The organism is Pseudarthrobacter sp. NBSH8 (assembly GCF_014217545.1).
Classification (GTDB): Bacteria; Actinomycetota; Actinomycetes; order Actinomycetales; family Micrococcaceae; genus Arthrobacter.
In genome coordinates this window covers 2,877,946-2,900,797 of sequence record NZ_CP043178.1, presented here as the reverse complement: position 1 = coordinate 2,900,797, position 22,852 = coordinate 2,877,946, and the positions used below count along the sequence as shown (strand labels likewise).

General features: G+C 63.7%; 20 protein-coding genes. 16 read left to right on the top strand and 4 right to left on the bottom strand.

Annotation, left to right across the window (positions count from 1 at the left end; all coding sequences use genetic code 11):
• Positions 1-36 precede the first annotated feature (36 nt).
• Positions 37-1,023 (top strand): LysR substrate-binding domain-containing protein, encoded by a 987-nt coding sequence (locus FYJ92_RS13295; protein ID WP_185261136.1) that lies wholly within the window; start codon positions 37-39, stop codon positions 1,021-1,023.
• Between the two features lie 121 nt (positions 1,024-1,144).
• Positions 1,145-2,086, top strand: coding sequence for a BadF/BadG/BcrA/BcrD ATPase family protein (locus FYJ92_RS13290; protein WP_227008073.1), 942 nt, complete (start codon positions 1,145-1,147; stop codon positions 2,084-2,086).
• Here FYJ92_RS13290 and FYJ92_RS13285 read toward each other — a convergent pair.
• The gene (locus FYJ92_RS13285; RefSeq protein ID WP_185261134.1) at positions 2,072-3,100 is read right to left on the bottom strand and encodes a pirin family protein; all 1,029 of its coding nucleotides are present in this window, start codon (positions 3,098-3,100) and stop codon (positions 2,072-2,074) included. The two genes, FYJ92_RS13290 and FYJ92_RS13285, sit on opposite strands and share 15 nt — an antisense overlap.
• A gap of 230 nt (positions 3,101-3,330) precedes the next feature.
• On the opposite strand from FYJ92_RS13285, the gene FYJ92_RS13280 reads away from it, so the two are divergent.
• From FYJ92_RS13280 to FYJ92_RS13255, 6 genes are all read left to right on the top strand, one after another.
• Complete coding sequence (locus FYJ92_RS13280; protein WP_304632591.1) at positions 3,331-4,431, top strand: ABC transporter ATP-binding protein; 1,101 nt, start codon at positions 3,331-3,333, stop codon at positions 4,429-4,431.
• Positions 4,431-5,141, top strand: coding sequence for an ABC transporter permease (locus FYJ92_RS13275; RefSeq protein ID WP_185261132.1), 711 nt, complete (start codon positions 4,431-4,433; stop codon positions 5,139-5,141). The genes FYJ92_RS13280 and FYJ92_RS13275 overlap by 1 nt, the downstream gene beginning before the upstream one ends.
• The gene (locus tag FYJ92_RS13270; RefSeq protein ID WP_185261131.1) at positions 5,138-5,884 is read left to right on the top strand and encodes an ABC transporter permease; all 747 of its coding nucleotides are present in this window, start codon (positions 5,138-5,140) and stop codon (positions 5,882-5,884) included. The genes FYJ92_RS13275 and FYJ92_RS13270 overlap by 4 nt, the downstream gene beginning before the upstream one ends.
• On the top strand, positions 5,881-6,834 hold the full coding sequence (locus FYJ92_RS13265; protein ID WP_185261130.1) for an ABC transporter substrate-binding protein: 954 nt from the start codon (positions 5,881-5,883) through the stop codon (positions 6,832-6,834). The genes FYJ92_RS13270 and FYJ92_RS13265 overlap by 4 nt, the downstream gene beginning before the upstream one ends.
• Before the next feature lie 134 nt (positions 6,835-6,968).
• A complete protein-coding gene (locus tag FYJ92_RS13260) occupies positions 6,969-8,189 on the top strand; it encodes a pyridoxal phosphate-dependent aminotransferase (RefSeq protein ID WP_185261129.1) in 1,221 nt (406 codons plus the stop codon).
• A gap of 49 nt (positions 8,190-8,238) precedes the next feature.
• Positions 8,239-9,093 carry a polyphosphate kinase 2 family protein gene (locus FYJ92_RS13255; RefSeq protein ID WP_185261128.1) on the top strand — a complete coding sequence of 285 codons (855 nt, stop codon included), beginning with the start codon at positions 8,239-8,241 and terminating at the stop codon, positions 9,091-9,093.
• Positions 9,094-9,157: 64 nt separating this feature from the next.
• Here FYJ92_RS13255 and FYJ92_RS13250 read toward each other — a convergent pair whose 3' ends face one another.
• Positions 9,158-9,388: an exodeoxyribonuclease VII small subunit gene (locus tag FYJ92_RS13250; protein WP_185261127.1), complete on the bottom strand. Its 231-nt coding sequence runs from the start codon at positions 9,386-9,388 to the stop codon at positions 9,158-9,160.
• A complete protein-coding gene (gene xseA, locus FYJ92_RS13245) occupies positions 9,369-10,694 on the bottom strand; it encodes an exodeoxyribonuclease VII large subunit (RefSeq protein WP_185261126.1) in 1,326 nt (441 codons plus the stop codon). Before xseA ends, FYJ92_RS13250 begins: the two co-directional genes overlap by 20 nt.
• A 221-nt stretch (positions 10,695-10,915) precedes the next feature.
• On the opposite strand from xseA, the gene FYJ92_RS13240 reads away from it, so the two are divergent.
• Both FYJ92_RS13240 and FYJ92_RS13235 read left to right on the top strand, forming a co-directional pair.
• Positions 10,916-11,767 (top strand): hypothetical protein, encoded by an 852-nt coding sequence (locus FYJ92_RS13240; RefSeq protein WP_185261125.1) that lies wholly within the window; start codon positions 10,916-10,918, stop codon positions 11,765-11,767.
• A 9-nt stretch (positions 11,768-11,776) separates the two neighbouring features.
• A complete protein-coding gene (locus tag FYJ92_RS13235) occupies positions 11,777-12,856 on the top strand; it encodes a 4-hydroxy-3-methylbut-2-enyl diphosphate reductase (protein WP_185261124.1) in 1,080 nt (359 codons plus the stop codon).
• 16 nt (positions 12,857-12,872) lie between these two features.
• On the opposite strand, the gene FYJ92_RS13230 is transcribed toward FYJ92_RS13235, so the two are convergent.
• Entirely contained in the window at positions 12,873-14,081 is a 1,209-nt protein-coding gene (locus FYJ92_RS13230) for a DNA recombination protein RmuC (RefSeq protein WP_185261123.1), read from the bottom strand.
• A gap of 130 nt (positions 14,082-14,211) precedes the next feature.
• Here FYJ92_RS13230 and ychF point away from each other — a divergent pair, with 130 nt between their 5' ends.
• From ychF to FYJ92_RS13200, 6 genes are all read left to right on the top strand, one after another.
• On the top strand, positions 14,212-15,297 hold the full coding sequence (gene ychF, locus FYJ92_RS13225; RefSeq protein ID WP_185261122.1) for a redox-regulated ATPase YchF: 1,086 nt from the start codon (positions 14,212-14,214) through the stop codon (positions 15,295-15,297).
• Positions 15,298-15,321: 24 nt separating this feature from the next.
• Positions 15,322-17,085: an ABC transporter family substrate-binding protein gene (locus FYJ92_RS13220; protein WP_185261121.1), complete on the top strand. Its 1,764-nt coding sequence runs from the start codon at positions 15,322-15,324 to the stop codon at positions 17,083-17,085.
• Between the two features lie 278 nt (positions 17,086-17,363).
• Entirely contained in the window at positions 17,364-19,049 is a 1,686-nt protein-coding gene (locus FYJ92_RS13215; RefSeq protein ID WP_185261120.1) for an ABC transporter substrate-binding protein, read from the top strand.
• A 125-nt stretch (positions 19,050-19,174) separates the two neighbouring features.
• A complete protein-coding gene (locus FYJ92_RS13210) occupies positions 19,175-20,104 on the top strand; it encodes an ABC transporter permease (protein ID WP_185261119.1) in 930 nt (309 codons plus the stop codon).
• Positions 20,094-21,041: an ABC transporter permease gene (locus FYJ92_RS13205; protein WP_185261118.1), complete on the top strand. Its 948-nt coding sequence runs from the start codon at positions 20,094-20,096 to the stop codon at positions 21,039-21,041. The genes FYJ92_RS13210 and FYJ92_RS13205 overlap by 11 nt, the downstream gene beginning before the upstream one ends.
• Positions 21,042-21,052: 11 nt before the next feature.
• Entirely contained in the window at positions 21,053-22,759 is a 1,707-nt protein-coding gene (locus FYJ92_RS13200; protein ID WP_185261117.1) for an ABC transporter ATP-binding protein, read from the top strand.
• Positions 22,760-22,852 lie beyond the last annotated feature (93 nt).

Sequence of the window (22,852 nt, the reverse complement as noted above, 5' to 3'; positions counted from 1 at the left end):
CATGTCAGTAATGGAACGTTTGGAGAGGCGGGACCAATGCACGCCGACCACAAGCAGTTGGTGAAGCTCCTGCCGCTGCTGCCTATCCTGGCTGAGCTGGGCCGGACCCAGCACGTCACGGAAACGGCCGAGCTCCTGGGAGTACCCCAGTCCACGGTGAGCCGGGCACTGTCCCGGGCCAGCGCCGTCGTCGGAACCGAACTGCTGATCCGTGACGGACGGGGCATCCGCCTCACGGCGGCCGCCCGGACGCTGCTCCCGTACATCGAATCGGCCCTGACCGAATTCCAGGCCGGGCTGGACCTGGTCCGGCACGAGTCGGACGTGGTGCGGGGGAAGGTGTCGCTGTCCTTTCAGCACACGTTCGGCGAGGCCACCCTGCCGCTGCTCATCAGCGCCTTCCGCAGCCGCCACCCGGAGGCCGGCTTCATCCTGCGCCAGGGGGCGCGGGACACCTGCCTCGCGGAACTCGCCTCGGGGCAGGCGGATCTGTCACTGACAGCACCGGTTCCGTCCGCAAGCAGCATCGTCTCCTCGGCGTCGCTCTACCGTGAGCCCCTCCGCCTGGTGGTTCACCATGGCCATCCGCTGGCCGGCCGGGGCAGCGTCAGTGTGCAGGACATCCGCCGGGACCCTTTCGTGGCGCTGGAGCCGGGGTACGGCATGCGGTCACTGACCGATGCGCTGTTCCGGGAGGCAGGATTCCGGCCGCGGATCGCGTTCGAAAGCCAGGACACCCACACAGCCCGTGGCCTGGTCACCGCGGGCCTTGGAGTCAGCATCCTTCCGCCCGGGGGCAATGCGCCGGGGCGCCATGTCAGCCCGGAAACGGGCAACCTGGGCTGGGTCGAGCTTGCCTTGGAATCCGGGCTTGCGTACCGCGAGATCGGGTTGGGCTGGCGGCGGCGGAAACCCGGTCCCGATGCCGAGCCCGATCCGGTCCGGTTCTTCCGGGAGATGGTCCTGCAAGAGGGGCCCCACCTGCTGGCGGGCCTCGTGGCCGCCCGCTCAGGGACGGGATAACCGCGGGATGTTGAGGCACGACGTGTTGAGACACGACGGCGGCCCCCGGCCCGGCCGCGATTCGCCGGCAGCATTTCAGTAGGCTGGGTGTGTGACTGACAGCGAGCACCCCCAGACCGCATTGCCCGGAATCCACCAGGTGGGCGGCGCCGCGTCCGCCCCGGATCCCCTCGCGGGGGTCATCATAGGCCTGGACATCGGCGGTACAAAGACCCGCGGCGTCAGGTTTGTGGACGGAGTAGCCGTGGCCGACGAGTCCGCCGGCAGTTCCAACGTGCAGAACGTCAGCCGCGAACAGGCGGCACTGAACCTCGCGGATCTCTTCTCCCGGATCGGCGGCGGCCAGGTGGTCCACGTATATGCGGGGGCCGGGGGCATTGACACCGACGACGACGCCGCCGCCCTTGCCGCACTGATAGAACCGCATGTTCCGGGAGCCAAGGTCACGGTGGTCCACGATTCGCGGCTGCTGCTGGCCGCAGGCGGAGCCAGCACGGGTGTGGCCGTGATCGCAGGAACCGGCTCCGCAGCCTGGGGACGGAACGCCACCGGCGACGAGGCCCGGGCCGGCGGCTGGGGCTACCTGCTCGGTGATGAAGGCAGCGGCTACTGGCTGGGCCGTGAGGCGGTGCGGCACAGCCTGCGCCGGATGAACCAGGGACTCCCGGCGGACCAGCTGACCGAGGCCCTGCTTGCCTCGTGCGGAGTGGACCACCCCAACCGGCTGATTGCGCTCTTTCATTCTCCGGATACCGGCCGCCGGTTCTGGGCCCAGCAGGCACGCCTGGTGGTGGACGCGGCAGCGGCCGGCCACCCGGCGTGCCAGGAGCTGCTGGACCAGGCCGGCAAGGACCTCGCCGGCCTGGCTGCCCAGGCATTGCAGAAGCTTGGCATCGACGGACCCGTTATTCTCGGCAGCGGACTGGGCATGAACGTGATCCCGCTGCAGGACTCTTTCCGGAGCCACTTGGCCGACGCCGGCGTAATCGATGTCCGTGTCCTGGACCAGGACCCCGTGTTTGGCGTCCTGAAGCTGGTCTCGGAAGGGTCAGGGGCCCACTGACCGCTTGCGGGGTGTCAGTCTGACGGCCGGCATGATGGGGGCGGGGATGCGTCCGGCTTCGGCGCCTGCGTCCGGGCCGTGCCCCTCAACCAGCCCGTAGCGGGCCCCACGGGCGGCATCGTCGGCCAGTGCCACCTGCGCCTCCCAGTCGTGACGGGCCTGCTCCACTTCGTCGTGGGTGCGGCCCACGAAGTTCCACCACATCAGGAGTTCCTCCTGGAACGGCTCCCCGCCGATCAGGAGGAACCGGGTTCCGGGCAGGGCCTGGAACTCCAGTGAGGGGCGTCCCGCGCCCAGGTAGCCCAGCGGACCGGGCGGGACCTCCTGCCCGTCCAGCGTCAGCCCGCCGTCGAGCACCAGCACGGCATGCTCAAAGTGTGCGTTCATTGGTAGGACGGCCGGCCCCTCGCAGGAGATGTCTGCTCCGACGATGGGGGAGTACATCGTGGCCGGTGACACCGCCCCGGCGAATTCGCCCACCATCACAGTCGCGGTGAAACCCGGCCCCGTCACGGAGGGCAGTTCCCGGTGCTGCTCGAACGCGGGTTCGCGGTGGCGTTCCGCGTCCGGCAACGCTACCCAGAGCTGCAGGCCGCGCTGCACGGGCAACTGCGCGGCGGCGTCGGGATCCAGCCGGACGGCGAACTCCGAGTGGGACACCCCGTGCCCGGCCGTCATGATGTTCAGCTCACCTGGGCGGACCACAACATCGCTGCCCACGCTGTCCCTGTGCCGGATGTTCCCGGCAAGTGGCCAGGTGACCGTCTGCAGCCCGATGTGCGGGTGGGGGAGGACGGACATCGCGGTGCGGTCCGGGCCGAAACTGTCCAGGAAACACCAGGCGCCGATGGTGGGCAAGCCCCGCTGCGGCAGCGTGCGGCGTACGGTCATGGCCCGCACGCCGCCCAGCGGGACCTCCCGTTCGGGCCAGATCTGGAGGCAGGGGCCGGACGTCCCTTCAGGGCCGGCGGGCGGACAAAGTTCCTGTTGGGGAGCTACTTCCAAGTTGGTCACGGTCCAACTCTAGGCGCGGGCACAGCCGGGCGTAAGCGCATCCCGGCACGGGGTGATCGGAGGGACCCATCCACGCGGGGTTGTGCAACGAATGATTACAGTAGGGATTTTCTTGCCCGGATTGCCCGAAGATCCAGTTACGCTGATCACGGATTGCGTTACCGTGAATGTCAGTGAGCTTATGACCCAACACTGTCCGATGCCGTCCAACAGAACAGGTAAGTCCGGGAATGGACCAAGCCATGATTGAGTTCCAGAGCGTCACCAAGCAGTATCAGGGCGGGCAGCCTGCTGTGGACCAGCTCACCATGTCCATCGACAGGGGCACCATCACCGCTTTTGTGGGGCCATCCGGCTGCGGCAAGACCACCTCGCTGCGGATGATCAACCGTATGGTGGAACCGACGTCCGGTGTGATCACCGTGGACGGGCGGGACGTGACCTCGGTGCCTGCCGCGGAGCTGAGACGGTCCATGGGCTACGTGATGCAGTCTTCCGGGCTGATGCCGCACCGTTCCGTGCTGGACAACATCGCCACAGTGCCCCGGCTTAACGGCGTTTCCAAGGCTGAAGCCCGCAAGCGCGCAACGGAACTGCTCGACGTCGTCGGGCTGGCTTCCGCGCTCGGGAAGCGGTACCCGTCCCAGCTCTCCGGCGGCCAGCAGCAGCGAGTCGGCGTAGCCCGGGCGCTCGCAGCCGATCCACCCGTCCTGCTGATGGACGAACCTTTCAGCGCCGTTGACCCCGTGGTGCGCGACGAATTACAGCAGGAACTCCTGAGGCTGCAGAAAGACCTCGCAAAAACCATCGTTTTCGTCACGCACGACATCGACGAGGCAACCATTCTTGGCGACAAGGTGGCCGTATTCGCTGTCGGCGGCCGGCTGGCCCAGTACGCCACCCCTGAGGAAATCCTCCGGGCACCGGCGAATGATTTTGTGGCTTCCTTCGTGGGCCGGGACCGTGGCTTCCGCCACTTGGGGTTCACCACGTCCGACGCCGTCACCATCCACCCGGTGCCCACGCTTGTGATGAGTGCCGGCCAGTTTGCCGGCGATCCCGCCGCGGTGACCGACTGGCAGCTCGTGGTGGATCCGGACCTGCGCCCCCTGGGCTGGGCGAGGCCGGGGACGGATTCCGAGCTCATTCCGGGCGGGTCACTCTTCCGGCCCGGCGAGACACTACGGCGTGCACTGGACTCGGCCCTATCATCCCCATCCGGCCAAGGTGTTGCGGTGGATGGCGACGGCAAGGTCCTGGGAACCGTCAGGGCTCAGGAAGTCATCGGTGTCATTGAGGAAGCCCGCCAGGTCAGGCAGGCTGCGCTCTGATGGATTGGTTCCTGGCAAACAGCGGCATGGTCATGGGTTTGGCCGGCCAGCACCTGGTCCTGGCCCTCATTCCGATGGTGCTGGGGCTGGTTATTTCCATTCCGTTGGCGCAGTTGGCGCGGACCCACCCGGCGCTGCGGTCGGTGGTGGTGACCGCAAGTTCATTGCTGTACACCGTCCCCTCGCTGGCGCTGTTCATCATCCTGCCCTCGATTCTCGGAACTCGGATCCTGGACCCGCTCAACGTCATTGTTGCCCTCACCATCTACGCAGTGGCGCTGCTGGTCCGGGCCGCGCTGGATGCTTTTGACTCCGTAGAGGAGGATCTCCGGCAGGCTGCGATCGCCATGGGGTACAAGCCGTGGCTCCGCTTTGTCCAGATTGACCTGCCGCTCTCCCTGCCGGTGATGTTCGCCGGGTTGCGGGTGGTTTCCGTCAGCAACATCTCCCTGGTGAGCGTCGCGGCGCTCCTGGGCGTGGGAAACCTGGGCATGCTGTTTACCGATGGACTGCAACGGAACTTCGTCACGGAAGTGGTGGTGGGGATCATTGCTATCCTCGTCCTCGCGCTGCTGATGGATGCCGTGCTGGTCGTCCTGGAAAGGCTGCTCACGCCGTGGACCCGCGCCGCTAAGGCGTCTGGCCCCTCGGTGACTTCGGCCGCCGGCTACCTGGCCGATGCCAACGTTCACGCGGGGGCCGCACCATGAGCAATATTTTTGTGGACACCCTCGCCTGGATAGCTGATCCGGTGCACTGGACCGGCAGTTCCGGCATCCCCGTCCGGCTTCTGGAGCACCTGCAGTACAGCGGGCTGGTCCTGGTGATTGCCGCCGCCGTCGCGGTCCCGGCCGGGCTCTACATCGGCCATACGGGCCGCGGGCGCGTGGTGGCAGTAGCGGTGGCAGGTGCGCTGCGGGCGCTGCCTACCCTGGGCCTGTTGGTCCTTTTCGCCCTCCTGGCCGGGAGCAGCCTGATGCCACCGGTGTGGGCGTTGGTCATCCTGACCGTGCCGCCGCTCCTTGCCGGAACGTACGCCGGCATTTCGAGCGTGGACAGGGCTGTGGTGGACGCTGCCCGGGCCGTTGGCATGACCGAGGTGCAGATCCTGTTCCGTGTTGAGCTGCCCAACGGGCTGCTGGTGATGTTCGGCGGCGTCCGAACGGCAGTTCTGCAGGTCATCGCGACGGTTTCCGTGGTTGCGTACCTCCCCTTGGGCGGCTTGGGCCGCTACCTTTTTGATGGCTTGGCGTTGCAGGACTTCCCGCGGATGCTTGCCGGGTCCTTGTTGATTGCAGGGCTGGCCATCATTGTTGACCTCATCCTTGCCGCGGTGCAAAGAGTCCTTCTTTCGCCTGGCCTCACATCCGATCTGCACGGTGGCCAGCAGGCCGCCGCTGATCTCCCAGCTGCCGCGCCTGCGTCAGCTGCCGTTCAAGGAGGTACCCCATGAAAGACAACACCAGGACAATCCTTACCCGCAGGCGACTGGCCGGCATGGCTGCTGGCGTCGGCCTTGCCGTTGCGCTGACAGCCTGCGGCGGGAGCGACCCGTTGGCAACCCCCAGCACCAGTGCCGGGAGCGCCGGCGGCGGATCATTGGTGGTCGGCTCGGCTGATTTCCCGGAGAGCCAGATCGTGGCAGAGATCTATGCCGGGGCACTGACTGCTGCAGGGGTCACGGCAACCACCAAGCCCAACATCGGCGCCCGCGAAATCTATTTCAAGGCGGTTCAGGACGGCTCCGTTGACCTCGTCCCTGACTACTCCGGCAACCTGCTCTCGCATGTGGATCCTGAAGCTGCCGAGGTCTCGGCCGAGGACGTATACAAGGCCTTGCCGGGTAAGCTCCCCGAAGGGCTTGGAGTGCTGGAGGCGTCCAAGGCTGAGTCCAAGGATGCCATGGTGGTCACCAAGGCTACGGCGGAGAAGTACCAGCTGAAGTCCATTGAGGACCTGGCCAAAGTCTGCAAGGACCTGACCATGGCGGCCCCGGCCACATTCGAAACCCGTGCCTATGGCCTGCCCGGGCTAAAAGCGAACTACGGCTGCGAACTCAAGGCGCTGAAGCCCTTCAGCGACGGCGGCGGCAACCTGACCCTGCAAGCACTTCTGACCGACGACGTCCAGGTCGCTGACATTTACACCACCACACCGTCCATCGCGGACAACGACCTGGTGGTGCTCGAGGATCCAAAAGACAACTTCAAGGCCCAGCAGGTCCTGCCGCTCTACAACAAGGCAAAAATGACCGACAAGGCAAAGGACGCGCTCAATGCCGTATCGAAGATCCTGACCACTGAGGACCTGGTCAACCTCAACCGCGCAGTCAGCGGAAGCCAGAAGCAGAATGCCAAAGACGCCGCCGCCACCTGGCTCAAGGACAAGGGCATCGTCAAGTAACACCTGACTCCAGAACCAAATCACGACGGCGGCTGCCGGACCCACATGGGCCGGCAGCCGCCGTCGTCCGCTCGCGGCGCTTCTGTGTTTGAGGTCTCAACGGAAGTACATCCGTCATATGGCATATTTGATGGATGGCAGAATTCAAGCAGTCCACCAAGCTTCACAACGTCCTATACGACATCCGTGGACCGATCCTTCAGGCCGCCCAGCAGATGGAGGCGGAGGGTCACCGGATCCTCAAACTGAACATCGGAAACCCCGCGCCGTTTGGATTTGAAGCCCCGGACGCCATCCTGGTGGACATGATCCGCCACCTGCCCCACGCCCAGGGCTACAGCGACTCCCGGGGCATCTTCTCGGCCCGGACCGCCGTCTCCCAGTACTACCAGACCCGCGGAATCCAGAACATCCATGTGGACGACATCTACCTGGGCAACGGCGTCAGCGAACTGATCACCATGTCCCTCATGGCGCTGCTCAACGACGGCGATGAGGTGCTGATCCCTACACCGGATTACCCGCTGTGGACGGCTTCCGTTGCCCTGGCGGGCGGGAAGCCCGTGCACTACCTCTGCGATGAGGAATCAGGCTGGCAGCCTGACATTGAGGATCTTGAAGCCAAGATCACGCCGCGCACCAAGGGCATTGTGGTGATCAACCCCAACAACCCCACGGGCGCGGTCTATCCGGAAGAGACGCTGAAGAAGATCGTGGCCCTGGCCGAAAAGCACGGACTGATCCTTTTCGCGGATGAAATCTACGAAAAGATCTTGTACGAGGACGCCGTGCACATCAACATGGCCGCGCTTACGGGCGACAACGTCCTGTGCCTCACCTTCAGCGGACTGTCCAAGGCCTACCGCGTCTGCGGATACCGTGCCGGCTGGATGGCCATCTCGGGCCCGAAGAAGGATGCCTCGGACTACCTGGAAGGCATCAGCCTCCTGGCCAACATGCGCCTCTGTGCCAATGTGCCCGCCCAGCATGCCATCCAGACCGCACTCGGCGGCTACCAGAGCATCAACGACCTCATCCTGCCCGGCGGCAGGCTGCTGGAACAGCGGAACAAGGCCTACGACATGCTCAACGCCATCCCCGGTGTGAGCACGCAGCAGGCCCGTGGCGCCATGTACCTCTTCCCGAAACTCGATCCCGAGGTATTCCACATCCGCGACGACGAGAAGTTCGTCTTGGACCTGCTGCGCGAGCAGAAAATCCTCGTCTCCCACGGCCGGGCCTTCAACTGGGTCCGCCCGGACCACTTCCGGATGGTTACCCTCCCGCTGGTGAAGGACCTCGAGGAGGCCATCAACCGTATGGGGGACTTCCTGAGCAGGTACAAAGGGAACTAGCCTGTGGGGACGCGCCAGATGACGCGTACACTGCGGACAAAGGACCCCAATGGCCGACTTGGTTGAGTTCAAGAAGCACCCCGTCGATACGCTGAGGGCGGGGAAAGGCTTTTCGCTGGCCGACGCCGACCCTGACGCGACGCCCGGTTACAAGGGCAGCAAATCCGATGGCCACACAATTCTGGCTGAATTGGACGGCGCGTTGGCCGAACTTCAGGAAAAGCTGTTCGCGGTGTCGCGCTTCGGCGGGAAAAAACGGCTTCTGCTGATCCTGCAAGGCATGGACACGGCGGGCAAGGGCGGAATCGTCAACCATGTGATGGCCACAATGGATCCGCAGGGCGTCCAGTTCAAGGCTTTCAAGGCACCCACCGAGGAGGAGAAGTCCTATGACTTTCTCTGGCGGATCGAGAGGGAGGTTCCCGGAGCCGGCATGGTGGGCATCTTCGACCGCTCCCACTATGAGGACGTCCTGATCCACCGGGTTCACAACTGGGCTTCGCCTGACGAACTTAAGCGTCGCTACCGGGCCATCAATGAGTTCGAGGCGCGCCAGACCGATGCCGGAACCAAAATCATCAAGGTGATGCTCAATATCAGCAAGGATGAACAGAAGGCCCGGCTCCTTGCCCGACTTGACAACCCCGCCAAGCACTGGAAATACAGCAGCAATGACCTCAAGGAACGGGCGTTCTGGGGCGACTACATGGGCGCCTACCAGGCTGCCTTCGACGAGACCAGCACGGAAGCGGCACCCTGGCATGTGGTTCCGGCCAACAAAAAATGGTATGCCAGGATCGCAGTGCAGCAGTTGGTGTTGGGCGCGATGTCTGACATGAAGCTGGAATGGCCAAAAGCTGAGTTCGACGTCCCTACCGAACGGGAACTGGTCGATCGGTCCTGATTTGGTCGATCGGTCCTGACTTGTTTGGGGCCGGTTGTTCCGAGGGTAGGCCCGCACTGGGTGGTCAGAGGGCTCGTCGGAGCGGCTGGTCGCGGGCGGCAGCAAGCCGCTTGCGGGCGCCCTCCAGCCACTCCTCGCAGCGCTTAGCCAGGGCTTCGCCGCGTTCCCACAGTGCCAGGGATTCCTCAAGGCTGGCGCCGCCCGCCTCAAGCCTCCCCACCACGTGTACCAGCTGTTCGCGGGCTTCCTCGTAGCTCAGGGCTTCGATTTCCGGGTCAGGCTTTGTCTCGGGCATGTGCTTCTCCTTGTTGAAGTTCCCCAGTGGATGTGGCGCCGAACAGGCCCTGGGCCACGCGTACGGACAACGCAGTCCCCGACGGCGCCTCCGAAGGGTCGCGGACCACAGCGTGGCCGGCAGCTTCAGCGGCGTGGGCCGGCCGGCCGTTGGCCAGTTCGACCACGGCGTAGCCGCGGTCCAGCGTCTTTTGCGGTGACAGGGCACGGACCTGTGCCTGCAGGTGAACCAGTTGGTCAGCCGCCCGGACCACCGTTGAGCTGACGGCGGCCGATGATCTCCTGAGGAGGCGTTCGATTTCCTCCGCGCGTCCGGTGACCATTGCTTCGGGCGTGGCCAGAACCGGCCGGGAATGGAGTGCGGACAACCGGTCCGACTCCCGGTCCACGAGCCTGCCGATGCTCCTGCGCAGGTGCTCGCGTGCCTGGCGCACACCGGCCAGTTCCTCGGCAACGTCAGGCACGATCCGCTTGGCGGCATCAGTGGGCGTGGACGCACGGAGGTCCGCCACGTCGTCGAGGAGGGGGCGGTCCGCCTCATGTCCGATGGCGCTGACCACAGGGGTGGCCGTCGCCGCGACGGCACGGATCAGTTCCTCGCTGTTGAAAGGCAGCAGGTCCTCCAACGCTCCGCCGCCCCGGGCGATGACAATGACGTCAACGTCGGGGCGGCCGTCCAACTCCTGCAGGGCGCGGATGATCTGCGAGACCGCTGTGTTGCCCTGGACTGCCACCTCCCGGATCTCGAATTCGACGGCGGGCCAGCGCAGTGCGGCGTTTTGGACGACGTCCTTTTTGGCGTCAGAGTCCCGTCCGGTAATCAGGCCGATACGGTGGGGGAGCAGCGGCAATGCTTTCTTCCGTGAATCGGCGAACAGCCCCTCGGCTGAGAGGGCCTGCCGCAACCGTTCGATCCGCGCCAGCAGATCGCCAAGCCCTACAGGCCTGATGTCCCTTACCAGCATGTTAAGCCGCCCGGTCTTCAGCCAGAACTCCGGCTTGAGCAAGGCCACCACGCGGGAGCCACGCTCCAGGGGCATGTTCTGCCGGTCCAGGACATTCGTCCAGACCGACGCCGGCAGGGAAACTTCCGCGTCCACATCCCGGAGGGTGAGGTACGCGTTGCCGCCCCGGCGGTTCATCTCGATGACCTGACCCTCCACCCACGCCGACGGTGTGCGGTCGATATGGGCCTTGAGTTTCTGGGACAGCAACTGTAGCGGCCAGGGATTGTCCGGGCTGGTCTCAGCGGCTGTGGCAGGCAGCGTAGTGGCAGCAGTGCCTGGCAGGGCGGCCTGGTCAGACATGTCCGCTGCCCCGGGACGCTGTGGGTGGCGGCATTGCGGTCCTTTGTTCGGGAGGTGGCGGTTCGTGTTTGAATGGCGGCGGTCAGTCAACTGGCTGCTGTCAGCGGGCTGGCGGATGCCATTCAACCTTATCCATAAGCTGTAGCACCTGAGACTGACATTCTTTGTCCAGACACCAGCCTTATGATGGCTGTGCTGCCGCCAACCCGTGAGGACCCGTTTTGCGCACCTTCGTTTCAGCCATCGCCGTCGTCCTGGGCGTTTTGCTGTCCGCATTGGCCGTTCCCGCCATCTGGCTTGACCGCAACGTGGTTCAGGAGGATGGCTTTGTGGCGCTGGCCGGTCCGCTGGGGAAGGACGCAGAATTCCAGCAGCGGCTGGCCACAGCCGCTGTTGGCACCTTTGACACAGGGGCTATCCCGGACGCTCTGGCAGGTCTGGTGAGGCCAGTGCTTGAGGCGGCGGCCGGTTCACTCACTGCATTACCGGGTTACCCGGCGGCCTGGGAGGAGACACTGCGGAAGAGTCACCGGCTCAGCTTCGCCGCACCGGCAGCAGCTCCTGCCGAACCGGACTCCCCGTCGTCGCTCACTTTGGACTTGGCGCCACTGGTAGCGCTGGCGGCGGAGGAACTCGCGCGCACCACGGGACTGCCGCTGACTGCGCCGGAGCAGACGCTGATCAACGTTGGAGAACCGGAGCAGCGCCAGCTGGTCGAGAGGGTGTCCGCCTACGCGCCGCTCGGCTACTCTTTGGCTATCGGGGCTGGTATCGCCTTTGCGCTTGCCCTGGTTGCCGCCCGCCGTCGTTGGTCAGTGCTGTTCGCGGTGGGACTTGCGGCACTTGCGCTGGCCGGCCTGTGGGCCGCCGGCTCGCAATTCGCCAGGGACGCTGTAGTGGGGACAGCGAGTGGCAACGGACTTGCGGACATGTTCAAGAATGCGTTTGTGGCGGCCGCGTCCAGCAGCTTCCAATCCTGGGTCGGCGGTGCCGCGATAACCGGCGGTGTGCTGGTCGCGGCGGCCCTTGTGATCCGGATCGCCTCGCCGGGGCGGCGGCCCCCAACCCGGTAGCATGGAGAAATGACTTCCTCTGCTGTGTCCCTCTCGATGCCAACTGTCCCGCGCAGGCGGCGCTCGCCTGAGGAGGTAGCCGCGGCGGCTCCGGTAACCGGTCCCAAAAAGGTACTCCTGGCCGCGCCCCGCGGTTATTGCGCCGGTGTGGACAGGGCCGTGATCGCCGTCGAGAAGGCCTTGGAACACTACGGGCCGCCGGTTTACGTCCGGAAGCAGATCGTGCACAACGTCCACGTCGTGAGCTCGCTGGAGGCACAGGGCGCAATCTTCGTCGACGAGACTGACGAGGTCCCGGAAGGCGCGCTCGTGATATTTTCCGCCCACGGGGTATCGCCGGCCGTCGTCCAGTCGGCCGAGGACCGCGGACTGCGCACCATTGACGCCACCTGCCCGCTGGTCACGAAGGTTCATAAGGAAGCCGTGAGGTTCGCCAAGGACGACTTCGACATCTTGCTGATCGGCCACGACGGTCACGAAGAAGTTGAAGGGACCGCCGGCGAGGCTCCGGAGCACATCCAGATCATCAACGGTCCCCACGAAGTGGACAAGGTAACCGTCAGGGATCCCGACAAGGTCATCTGGCTGTCCCAGACCACCCTCAGCGTGGACGAGACCATGGAAACGGTCCGCCTGCTGAAGGCGAGGTTCCCTACCTTGCAGGATCCGCCCAGCGACGACATCTGTTACGCCACCACGAACCGTCAAGTGGCCATCAAAAAGATCTCGCCCCAGGCCGACCTGGTCATTGTGGTGGGATCGGCTAACTCCTCCAACTCGGTCCGCCTGGTGGAAGTCGCCCTGGAGTATGGGGCCAAGGCCTCCTACCGGGTGGACTTCGCCAATGAAGTGGACGAAGCGTGGTTTGAAGGCGTGGCAACGGTCGGAGTCACGTCAGGGGCTTCAGTGCCGGAGATCCTGGTCACGGACGTCCTTCGCCTGCTGGCCGACTACGGCTACGGCTCCGTAGAAGAAGTTGTCACGGCCGAAGAGGACCTCCTTTTCTCGTTGCCCAAGGAACTCCGCGCAACCCTGAAGGAAGCCGGGGACGTCAGCCGGGCGCTCGGCGGACGCCGCTCCCGCGACTGACCAGTCTCCGACAACGTCAGGCGGCGGCCTCGTCCTGCTGAAACTCCGGCGCCGCCAGCGTGCGCGGCGTGACCTCGAGTGCCGGCGGGGTGAGCAGCCCTGATTCATCCATGGCATTGAGCTTCCGTGCGGTGGGCAGGATCCGCGCTTCCAGGGTGCCGATCATGGCGTTGTACCGGTCCACTGAAGACTTGAGTGACGAACCTAGCTTGCCCACGTTGTCCCCGAGTGTTCCCATGCGTTCGTACAGCTGACGGGCGAGGTCAAAGAGTTCGCGTGCACTGTCCGTCAGCACATCCTGGCGCCACGTGAAGGCCACCGATTTGAGTACGGCGAGAAGCGTGCTTGGGGAGGCGAGCACCACATTCCTGGAGAGCGCGTGGTCCAACAGCGTCGCGTCGGCCGTCAGGGCGGCAGCCAGGATGGATTCCGCCGGCAGGAAGCAGATCACCAACTCAGGGGAGTTCCCCGGGATGTCCCAATACTTCTTGTTACTCAGCGAGTCCACGTGGGCCCGCAGCGCCTTGGCATGGGCAGCCAGCAGGGATTGCTGGCTGCCGGGGTTCCCAGCCATGCCTGAATCCTGACGCGAACCCAGCTCCTGGGCCTCCAGGTACGAGGACAACGGCACTTTGGCGTCAACCACCAGTTGCTTCTGGCCCGGAAGCTGGACCACGAGGTCGGGGCGGACCGCTGAATCGGTGCCGGCACTGTGGACCTGCTCCAGGAAATCCACGTGCTTGAGCATGCCCGACGCTTCAACCACTCGGCGCAATTGAACTTCGCCCCACTGCCCACGCGCACTGTTGGAGCGCAGGGCGGACTCGAGGGCGTGCGTGGAGCGGATCAGCTGGGCATCAGAGAGCCTGGCCTCCTGCAGTTGTTGCGCCAGCTGGCCGTACTGTTCAAGGCGGTCGCGTTCCAGCATGGCCACCTGCTGCTGCACGGCGGTCAGCTTTTCCGCCACCGGCGCCAGCGCGCGGAGCACACTGCCGTCCTGGTGGCGGGACTCGCCCAGCTCCCGGTTCTGTAGGGAAAGGAGGCGGCGCTCCGCATCCGCGGCGGCGAACTGGGCGCTGACCTCGGAAAGTCGCGACGAGACGGCGTCGAAGTCGTCCTCCAGGGCACCACTGTGCCGGCGCAAGGGGAAGTAGGTGGCGGCGGCGCCGGCGACGGCACCCACCAGCAGCATTAACAGGGCAAGAATCAGGGCTACAGCATCCATATCCTCACTGTTGCATGACCCTGTGACAATTTACGGAAGCGACATATTCGGCCACCCGTTCCACCAAGGTGTGGCACCGCGGGGGACCGGCTGGGGCCCATGTGTCCGGCAACCGGTAGAATCAATGCTCGTGGCTCTTACTATTGGCATCGTCGGACTGCCCAACGTCGGCAAATCAACTCTTTTCAACGCACTGACCCGGAACCAGGTGCTGGCTGCGAACTATCCGTTCGCTACCATCGAACCTAATGTCGGCGTCGTGAACCTGCCCGATCCCCGGCTCCAGCAGCTGGCTGACATCTTCGGTTCGCAGCGGCTCCTTCCCGCTCCGGTGTCCTTTGTGGACATCGCCGGCATCGTGAAGGGCGCGTCTGAGGGCGAAGGCCTGGGCAATAAGTTCCTTGCCAACATCCGTGAGGCCGAGGCCATCGCCCAGGTTGTCCGGGTGTTTGATGATCCCGACGTCATCCACGTCGATGGCAAAGTGGATCCCCGCTCCGACATGGAAACCATCAACACCGAGCTGATCCTGGCTGATCTTCAGACCATTGAAAATGCGATTCCCCGGATCGAAAAAGAAGTCAGGATCAAGAAGCGGGAAGCCGCCGAGCTGGCTGCCATCAAGGCTGCGCAGGCGGTCCTGGAACGCGGCGACACAGTCTTCTCTTCGATAAAGAGCGACAAGCTGGAGATGGAGCACCTCAAGGAGCTCAGCCTCCTGACCGCCAAGCCGTTCATCTACGTCTTCAACTCCGACGAAGGCATCCTGGGCAGCCCGGAAAAGCAGGATGAGCTGCGGGCCATGGTGGCCCCTGCGGACGCCATCTTCCTGGACGCGAAGCTCGAATCCGACCTCGTGGAGCTGGACGAGGAGGAAGCCCGCGAAATGCTGGAAATGAACGGCCAGGACGAGTCCGGCCTTGACCAGCTGGCGCGCGTCGGCTTCCACACCCTGGGCCTCCAGACCTACCTCACGGCCGGTCCGAAGGAAACACGCGCCTGGACCATCCACCAGGGCGACACCGCGCCGCAGGCAGCCGGCGTCATCCACAGCGATTTCCAGCGCGGCTTCATCAAGGCAGAAGTGGTGTCCTTCCATGACCTCATCGAGGCGGGGTCCATGGCTGAAGCGAAGTCCCGTGGCAAGGTACGTATTGAAGGCAAAGAGTACGTGATGGCTGACGGCGATGTGGTGGAGTTCCGCTTCAACGTCTGATTCCGGACAGGCAAAGGAGACGGCATGCCCCTGAGGCATCTGATTCAGGTCATCACCGGGGCCGTCGCTGCGGCGCTGGTTATCTCGGGGTGCTCTGCTTCCGGGGGGGCGCCCCCGGTGGTAGGCGGTGAAACGAACCGTGGCGGCAATGCCACCGTGGCCGAGGCGAATGCCTTTAGCTCCTTCAACCCGTTCAGCGCCGCCGGAAACACGGACATCAACACCAAGATCGGCTACATCACCCATTCCGGGTTCTACTATGTGGATGACACCGAAAAGGTGGTCCGGAACGAGCAATTCGGCCGGATCGAGAAAATCTCCGATAGGCCGCTGAAGGTGAAGTACACCGTCAACGAGGGTGTGAAATGGTCCGACGGCGAAGCCATCGACACCGGCGACCTCCTCCTGTCCTGGGCAGCCGGCTCGGGCTATTTCGACGACGCTGATCCCCGGTTGGGGACGGGCACTACGTACTTTTCGGCCGCGGCTGACAAGAGCGGCTTGGGCGCCACTGCACTCCCGGAGATCGGGAGTGACGGGCGTTCCATCACGCTGGAATACGCTTCCCCGTACGCTGATTGGGAAGTAGCGTTCGACGTCGGGCTCCCCGCCCATGTTGTCGCCGCCAAAAGCGGCCTTAACGACGAAGATGACCTCGTGGACCTGATCAGGGACTCGCCTAGGGGCGACACCGAACGGCCCGCGGTCAACACCCCGCTGAAGCGGGTCAGCGACTTCTGGAATTCAGGCTTCGACACCAAAAAGCTTCCTGATGATCCTGCCATGTACCTTTCCAGCGGCCCGTACATCGTCCGGGACATCGTTCCGGACGCCTCGATCCGGCTGGTCCGGAACAGGGACTATGTGTGGGGGCCGGAGCCCTATCTGGATGACATCACCGTGCGGTTCACCGGTGCCGCCTCCACCGCCATTGCCGCCCTCAGGAACGGACAGGCGGACATCATCGCCCCGCAGCCTTCTGCCGGTACCGAAAGTCTCTTCGACGGACTGGCGGAGCAGGGCAATACCGTCCAGCGCTTCAGCCAGTCCGGTTACGACCACCTCGATCTCAACTTTTCGGGACCGTTCACGGACAAGGACGTCCGGGAAGCGTTTCTGAAGACCGTTCCGCGGCAGAAGATCGTGGCTGACGTGGTGGGCGGATTTGTCGCCGACGCGAAACCGCTGGACTCACAGGTCTTCCTGCCAGCCCAGCCCAAATATCGGGACGCCGTGAAGGACAACGGTTCGGCCGACTACGCCGACGTGGATATCAAAGGCGCCAGGTCGCAATTGCGGGATGCTGCTCCTACCGTCCGCATCCTGTACAACAAGGACAACCCCAACCGCGTGCGGGCCTTTTCCCTGATCCGCGACTCCGCCCGCTTGGCCGGATTCACGGTTGAAGACGCGGGCCTTGGCAGCTCGGACTGGGCCAAAGCGCTCGGAGGCGGCAGCTACGACGCCGCCATCGTCGGCTTTGTCGGACCCGGGGTTGGCGTGAGTCGCGTCCCTCAGATCTTCAAGACCGGTGGCGGCAGCAACTTCAACGGATTTTCCGACGCCGATGCAGACAAAGCCATGGAGCAGCTGGCCGGCACCACGGACCTGGCGAAGCAGGACGAACTGTTGGCTGACATCGACAAACGCGTCTGGGAAAGCGCCTACGGCCTGCCGCTGTACCAGACCACGGGAACTGTCGCCTTCAGCAGCCGCGTGACGGGTGTCAAGCCCAGCTCCGGCCCTTTGGGCGTCTGGTGGAATGCGTGGGAGTGGCGCCTGAAATAGGACGTCCTTGGGGGCGTGTCGCCGTTGTGGGAGCCCGCCCCGCCCGCGATTCGCAGCAATCCTTACCAGCGAGTAGCATGTGACTTGCGCAACTTCCGGGTGCCGGCTAGTTATTGGCGGTTAACTGGTTACGGTTTGGCAACGGAGTACCAGTATTTGGACATTGTGCGGTTAGGCTACTCGTATATGTAGGCCACGTCACAGTGAGAACCTGTGACGGACCTGCCGGGGAGCAAAAGATTTCCCCCGAACATCTCCCACAACTCATAGGAGGCGGAATGCGTTTCACGCGCACTTCCAAAGCACTCGGCATGGTGGCGATCGCCGCTCTTGCCCTGACCGGCTGCGGCGCCGGAGGCGGCAGCAATGACGGTGCCAGCCAGTCGGCCGGTGATCCCAACAAGGTCATCACCGCGTACAGCAACGAACCGCAGAACCCGTTGCTGCCGGCAAACACGAACGAAGTTTACGGCGGCCGCGTCGTCGAGCTGCTCTTCGAAGGCCTTCGAAGCTACGACGCCAACGGCAAGCCGGTCAACTCGCTGGCAGAGTCCATTGAGTCGCCTGACGCCCAGAACTGGACCATCAAGGTCAAGCAGGGCCAGAAGTTCACGAACGGCGAAGCGATCACTGCCAAGACGTTCGTTGATTCCTGGAACTTCGCCGCGAACTCCAAGAACCTGCAGAACAACGGATTCTTCTTTGAGTCCATCGCTGGCTATGCAGACGTCTCTGCCGTGACCACCGAAACAGCGGCCGATGGCAAGAAGACCACCACCCCGGCGCCTACCGCCGAAACGATGTCGGGTCTGAAAGCTACAGACGATTCGACCCTCACGGTGAAGCTGGCACAGCCGGAAGCTGACTGGTCGCTCCGCCTTGGCTACTCAGCATTCTTCCCGCTGCCGTCCGCAGCGTTGGCGGATCCGAAGGCCTTCGGCGAAAACCCGGTAGGCAACGGTCCGTACAAGTTCGAAAAGACCGGCTCCTGGGTACACGACCAGTCGATCTCGCTCGTCAAGAACGCCGACTACAGTGGTCCCCGCGAAGCGAAGAACGGCGGAGTGACCTTCAAGTTCTACACCGATCCGGGCCCCGCATACACGGACCTTCAGGGTAATAATCTGGACGTCACCGACGTACTGCCGTCCAACGCACTGAAGACATACGTCTCGGACTTCCAGGACCGCAACGCCACCAAGGCTGTGGCCACCAACTCCACCCTGAACATCCCGGGTTACAACCCGAACTTCCAGGGAGAAGCCGGCAAGCTGCGCCGCCAGGCTCTGTCCTACGCCATCAACCGCGAAGAGATCGCCAAGGTAGTCTTCAACGGCACCCGCACCCCGGCCAAGGCCTTCGCCCCGCCGGTCATCGACGGATTCAAGGCAGACCTCAAGGGCAGCGAAGTCCTCACTTTCGACGCTGCCAAGGCCAAGGACTTGTGGGCCCAGGCTGACAAGATCCAGCCGTACGACGGATCCAAGCCGCTGCAGATTGCCTCCAACACTGATGGTGGCAACAAGGAATGGATTGACGCCGTAGCCAATGGCTTCAAGAACAACCTCGGCATCCAGGCCGAAATCCAGCCCTTCGCCAAGTTCGCTGAAGTACTGAACCTGCGCAAGTCCCAGTCCCTCCCGGGCCTGAGCCGCGCCGGCTGGCAGGGCGACTACCCGTCGCTCTACAACTTCCTCGGACCGGTCTGGGCAACGGGCGCATCCTCCAACTACGAGAAGTACTCGAACCCCGAGTTCGACAAGCTGCTCCAGGAAGGACTTGCCGCCAAGACCACCGATGCGGCCAACGACAAGTTCAACCAGGCCCAGGAGATCCTCTTCGAGGACCTGCCCGGATTGCCGCTCTGGGACCAGGCAAAGCCGATTGTGTGGAGCGAAAACGTTTTGAAGGCCGAAACTGGCTGGAATGGCGGAATCCTCTACTACAACATCACGGCCAAGTAGTCTCCAGGATCTAACTTGCCGCCAGGCGAATGGGGGTCCGGCACAAAGCCGGGCCCCCATTGTCCTGCACGGCAGGAAGGCACAAATGAAACACCTTTCTTCGCATCCGGAAGGCTGGTGATCCGGTGGTCCGCTTTATTCTGAGACGCCTCCTACAAGTGATCCCTGTCTTCATAGGCACCACGCTTTTGGTTTACTACATGGTCTTCGCCCTTCCCGGCGATCCCATTGCGGCGCTCTTCGGAGACCGCCAGCCCCCGCAGGCAGTCATCGATACCCTGCGAAGCCAGTACCACCTGGACGAACCATTCTGGGTCCAGTACGGACTCTTCCTGCAGAACCTCTTCACGTTCAACCTCGGCAACGACTTCACCGGCCAGCCCATCGCGGCAAGCTTGGCGCGGGTCTTCCCCGTGACGGCAATGCTTGCGGTGGAAGCACTGGCCATCCAGGCAATCTTCGGAGTGGCCTTCGGCGTCTTCGCAGGTCTCCGCCGCGGAGGCTGGTTTGACTCCACCGTCCTGGTAGTTTCGCTGGTTGTCATCGCTGTCCCAACCTTTGTTCTGGGTTTTGTCTTTCAACTCGTCTTTGGCGTGCAACTCGGGTGGGCGAAACCCACCGTCGGCGCCAATGCCGACTGGGGCAGCCTGCTGCTTCCGGCAGTGGTCCTGGGCCTCGTGTCGTTCGCCTATGTTCTCCGCCTGACCCGCGCCTCGGTCAGCGAAAACATGAACGCCGATTACGTGCGGACTGCTACCGCCAAAGGCCTGTCACGGCCACGGGTGGTCATCGCACACATCCTGCGTAACTCGTTGATTCCGGTGGTGACCTATCTTGGCGCCAACCTCGGCGGTCTTATGGGCGGTGCGATCGTGACGGAGGGCATCTTCAACGTCCCCGGCGTCGGCAACAAGCTCTACCAGGCCGTCCTGCGCAGCGAGGGCCCCACCATCGTCGCCATTGTCAGCGTTCTTGTGTTGGTCTTCGTGGTGGCCAACCTGCTCGTTGATCTCCTATATGCCTGGCTTGACCCGAGGATCCGTTATGACCAGTAATAACAGCCACTTTGTGGCGCCCATCGACGAAACTCCGTTGCTGGCAACCGACACCGTCAAGACCGACCAGGCACCGCTGAGTCTGTGGTCGGACGCTTGGCGCAAGCTCCGCCGTCGGCCGCTGTTCATTATTTCGGCGCTGCTGATCCTGGCACTTGCCGTGGTGGCACTTTTCCCGGGCCTTTTCTCCTCCGTCGCTCCGAACGACGGGTGCTTACTGTCCAATTCGGAAGGCGGCCCCTCTGCCGGGCATCCGTTTGGCTTCACGTTCCAGGGCTGCGACATCTACTCCCGGGTCATCCATGGAACCCAGGCTTCGCTTTCAGTAGGTCTGCTCTCCGTGCTCTGCGTCCTGGTTATTGGTGTGACCGTTGGTGCCCTTGCCGGCTACTACGGTGGCTGGGTCGATGCCGTGCTTGCCCGCCTGGGCGATATTTTCTTCGCTTTGCCGCTGATCCTCGGCGCACTGGTGATCACGCAGTTGCCTTTCTTCCGCGAAAACAGGGGCGTTTGGAGCGTCGTGTTTGTGATTTCGTTGCTGGCCTGGCCGCAGATGGCACGTATCACCCGCGGTGCGGTCATTGAAGTGCGCAATGCCGACTTTGTGACGGCTGCCCGTTCACTGGGCGTTTCAAAGTTTGGTGCCTTGGTCCGCCACGTTCTGCCTAACGCCCTGGCACCGATTATCGTCCTTGCCACCCTCGAACTGGGCGTCTTCATCGTGGCCGAGGCAACGCTGTCCTTCCTGGGCATTGGCCTGCCCCAGAGCATCATGTCCTGGGGTAACGACATTGGAGCCGCTGCACAGTCCTCTGTTCGGACCCAACCGGAGATCCTTCTGTACCCGGCTGCGGCCCTGTCCATCACGGTATTGAGCTTCATTATGCTCGGCGATGCTGTCCGTGACGCCCTCGATCCGAAGAGCCGCCAGCGATGAGAAAGGAAGAGATGATTACTCCAGAAATCCACATCGATGAGGCCGGGTCGGCGGGAGTGAAGCCACTGCTGGAAATTCGCGACCTGGCAATCACCTTCACCACCGGCAGCGGTGAAGTCCAGGCCGTGCGCAATGCGCATCTGACCATCATGCCCGGAGAAACCGTGGCGATCGTGGGGGAGTCTGGCTCAGGCAAGTCGACGACGGCACTCGCTGCCATCGGCCTGTTGCCCAACAACGGCCGCGTTTCCGCCGGCCAGATCCTGCTCCACGGCGAGGACATCGCCCACGCCACGGAGCAACGGATGATCGAACTGCGGGGCAATACGATCGGTATGGTCCCGCAAGACCCCATGTCCAACCTGAACCCGGTCTGGAAGATCGGCTACCAGGTCAAGGAGACTCTCCGCGCCAACGGCAGGCCCAGCGGCCCGGATGATGTCGCCCAGGTACTGTCCGAGGCAGGACTGCCGGATGCCCACCGGCGCGCCAAGCAGTACCCGCATGAGTTTTCCGGCGGTATGCGCCAGCGTGCCCTCATTGCCATCGGGTTGTCCTGCCAGCCGCGCCTGCTGATTGCGGATGAGCCGACGTCGGCATTGGATGTCACGGTCCAGCGGCAGATTCTGGATCACCTGGACACCATGACCGCCGACCTGGGTACAGCAGTCCTGCTGATCACCCATGATCTGGGGCTGGCCGCAGAACGGGCCGACAAGGTTGTGGTGATGTACCGGGGGCAGGTGGTGGAAGCCGGACCTTCGCTGGCATTGCTCCAGAACCCGCAGCACCCGTACACCAAGCGGCTGGTTGAATCTGCGCCGTCACTGGCGAGCCGAAGGATCCAGGTCGCCAGGCAGCAGGGTCTCGAAGCGTCAGACCTGCTGGCTCCAGCTGCGGAGGCAACTGCCGCAGATAACGTCCTGCAGATCCAGGACCTGCGCAAGGTCTACAAGCTCCGCCAGGGCTTGGGGAAAACGACGGATTTCGCGGCCGTTGACGGGGTGAGCTTCGATGTTAAGAGGGGTACCACCACGGCTATCGTGGGGGAGTCGGGTTCGGGCAAATCCACCGTCGCAAAGATGGTGCTGCAGCTCGAAAGGCCTACCGAGGGAAAGATCCTGTTCGACGGCGTCGACACCTCGCTGCTGAAATCGTCGGAACTCTTCAAATTCAGGCGGCGCGTGCAGCCCATCTTCCAGGATCCATACGGCTCGTTGGACCCGATGTACAACATCTTCCGCACCATCGAGGAGCCGTTGCGCGTTCACAAGATTGGTGACGCGGCCAGCCGAGAGAAGAAGGTCCGGGAACTGCTGGACCAGGTGGCACTGCCGCAGTCCGCCATGCAGCGGTACCCGAACGAGCTCTCCGGCGGGCAGCGGCAGCGTGTTGCCATTGCCCGTGCCCTGGCGCTGGATCCAGAGGTGATCATCTGCGACGAGGCCGTATCCGCGTTGGACGTCCTGGTCCAGGCGCAGGTACTTAACCTGCTCGCGGACCTGCAGGCCAATCTCGGACTGACCTATCTCTTTATCACCCATGACCTGGCCGTGGTGCGGCAGATCGCCGACCACGTCTGTGTGATGGAAAAGGGCAAGCTGGTGGAGACCGGTTCCACTGACGATGTCTTCGAGTCCCCTCAGCAGGAGTACACGAAGGCACTGCTCAATGCCATTCCCGGTGCGAAGCTGATGCTTCCACCCGAAGTGGCCTGACCCGGCCGCAGTATCCCGAGTTAAAAATGGAGCCGGTGCCTCAGGGCACCGGCTCCGTCGCTTTTGAGATTCCGCTCAGTCCGAAGGGAGTCT

Coding starts and splice junctions, on each gene's coding strand:
- xseA (WP_185261126.1), bottom strand. CDS start 10,694: ATGTCTGACCAGGCCGCCCTGCCAGGCACTGCTGCCACTACGCTGCCT.
- FYJ92_RS13275 (WP_185261132.1), top strand. CDS start 4,431: ATGGATTGGTTCCTGGCAAACAGCGGCATGGTCATGGGTTTGGCCGGC.
- FYJ92_RS13235 (WP_185261124.1), top strand. CDS start 11,777: ATGACTTCCTCTGCTGTGTCCCTCTCGATGCCAACTGTCCCGCGCAGG.
- FYJ92_RS13265 (WP_185261130.1), top strand. CDS start 5,881: ATGAAAGACAACACCAGGACAATCCTTACCCGCAGGCGACTGGCCGGC.
- FYJ92_RS13220 (WP_185261121.1), top strand. CDS start 15,322: ATGCCCCTGAGGCATCTGATTCAGGTCATCACCGGGGCCGTCGCTGCG.
- FYJ92_RS13230 (WP_185261123.1), bottom strand. CDS start 14,081: ATGGATGCTGTAGCCCTGATTCTTGCCCTGTTAATGCTGCTGGTGGGT.
- FYJ92_RS13215 (WP_185261120.1), top strand. CDS start 17,364: ATGCGTTTCACGCGCACTTCCAAAGCACTCGGCATGGTGGCGATCGCC.
- FYJ92_RS13260 (WP_185261129.1), top strand. CDS start 6,969: ATGGCAGAATTCAAGCAGTCCACCAAGCTTCACAACGTCCTATACGAC.
- FYJ92_RS13200 (WP_185261117.1), top strand. CDS start 21,053: ATGATTACTCCAGAAATCCACATCGATGAGGCCGGGTCGGCGGGAGTG.
- FYJ92_RS13280 (WP_304632591.1), top strand. CDS start 3,331: ATGGACCAAGCCATGATTGAGTTCCAGAGCGTCACCAAGCAGTATCAG.
- FYJ92_RS13255 (WP_185261128.1), top strand. CDS start 8,239: ATGGCCGACTTGGTTGAGTTCAAGAAGCACCCCGTCGATACGCTGAGG.
- FYJ92_RS13205 (WP_185261118.1), top strand. CDS start 20,094: ATGACCAGTAATAACAGCCACTTTGTGGCGCCCATCGACGAAACTCCG.
- FYJ92_RS13270 (WP_185261131.1), top strand. CDS start 5,138: ATGAGCAATATTTTTGTGGACACCCTCGCCTGGATAGCTGATCCGGTG.
- FYJ92_RS13295 (WP_185261136.1), top strand. CDS start 37: ATGCACGCCGACCACAAGCAGTTGGTGAAGCTCCTGCCGCTGCTGCCT.
- FYJ92_RS13250 (WP_185261127.1), bottom strand. CDS start 9,388: ATGCCCGAGACAAAGCCTGACCCGGAAATCGAAGCCCTGAGCTACGAG.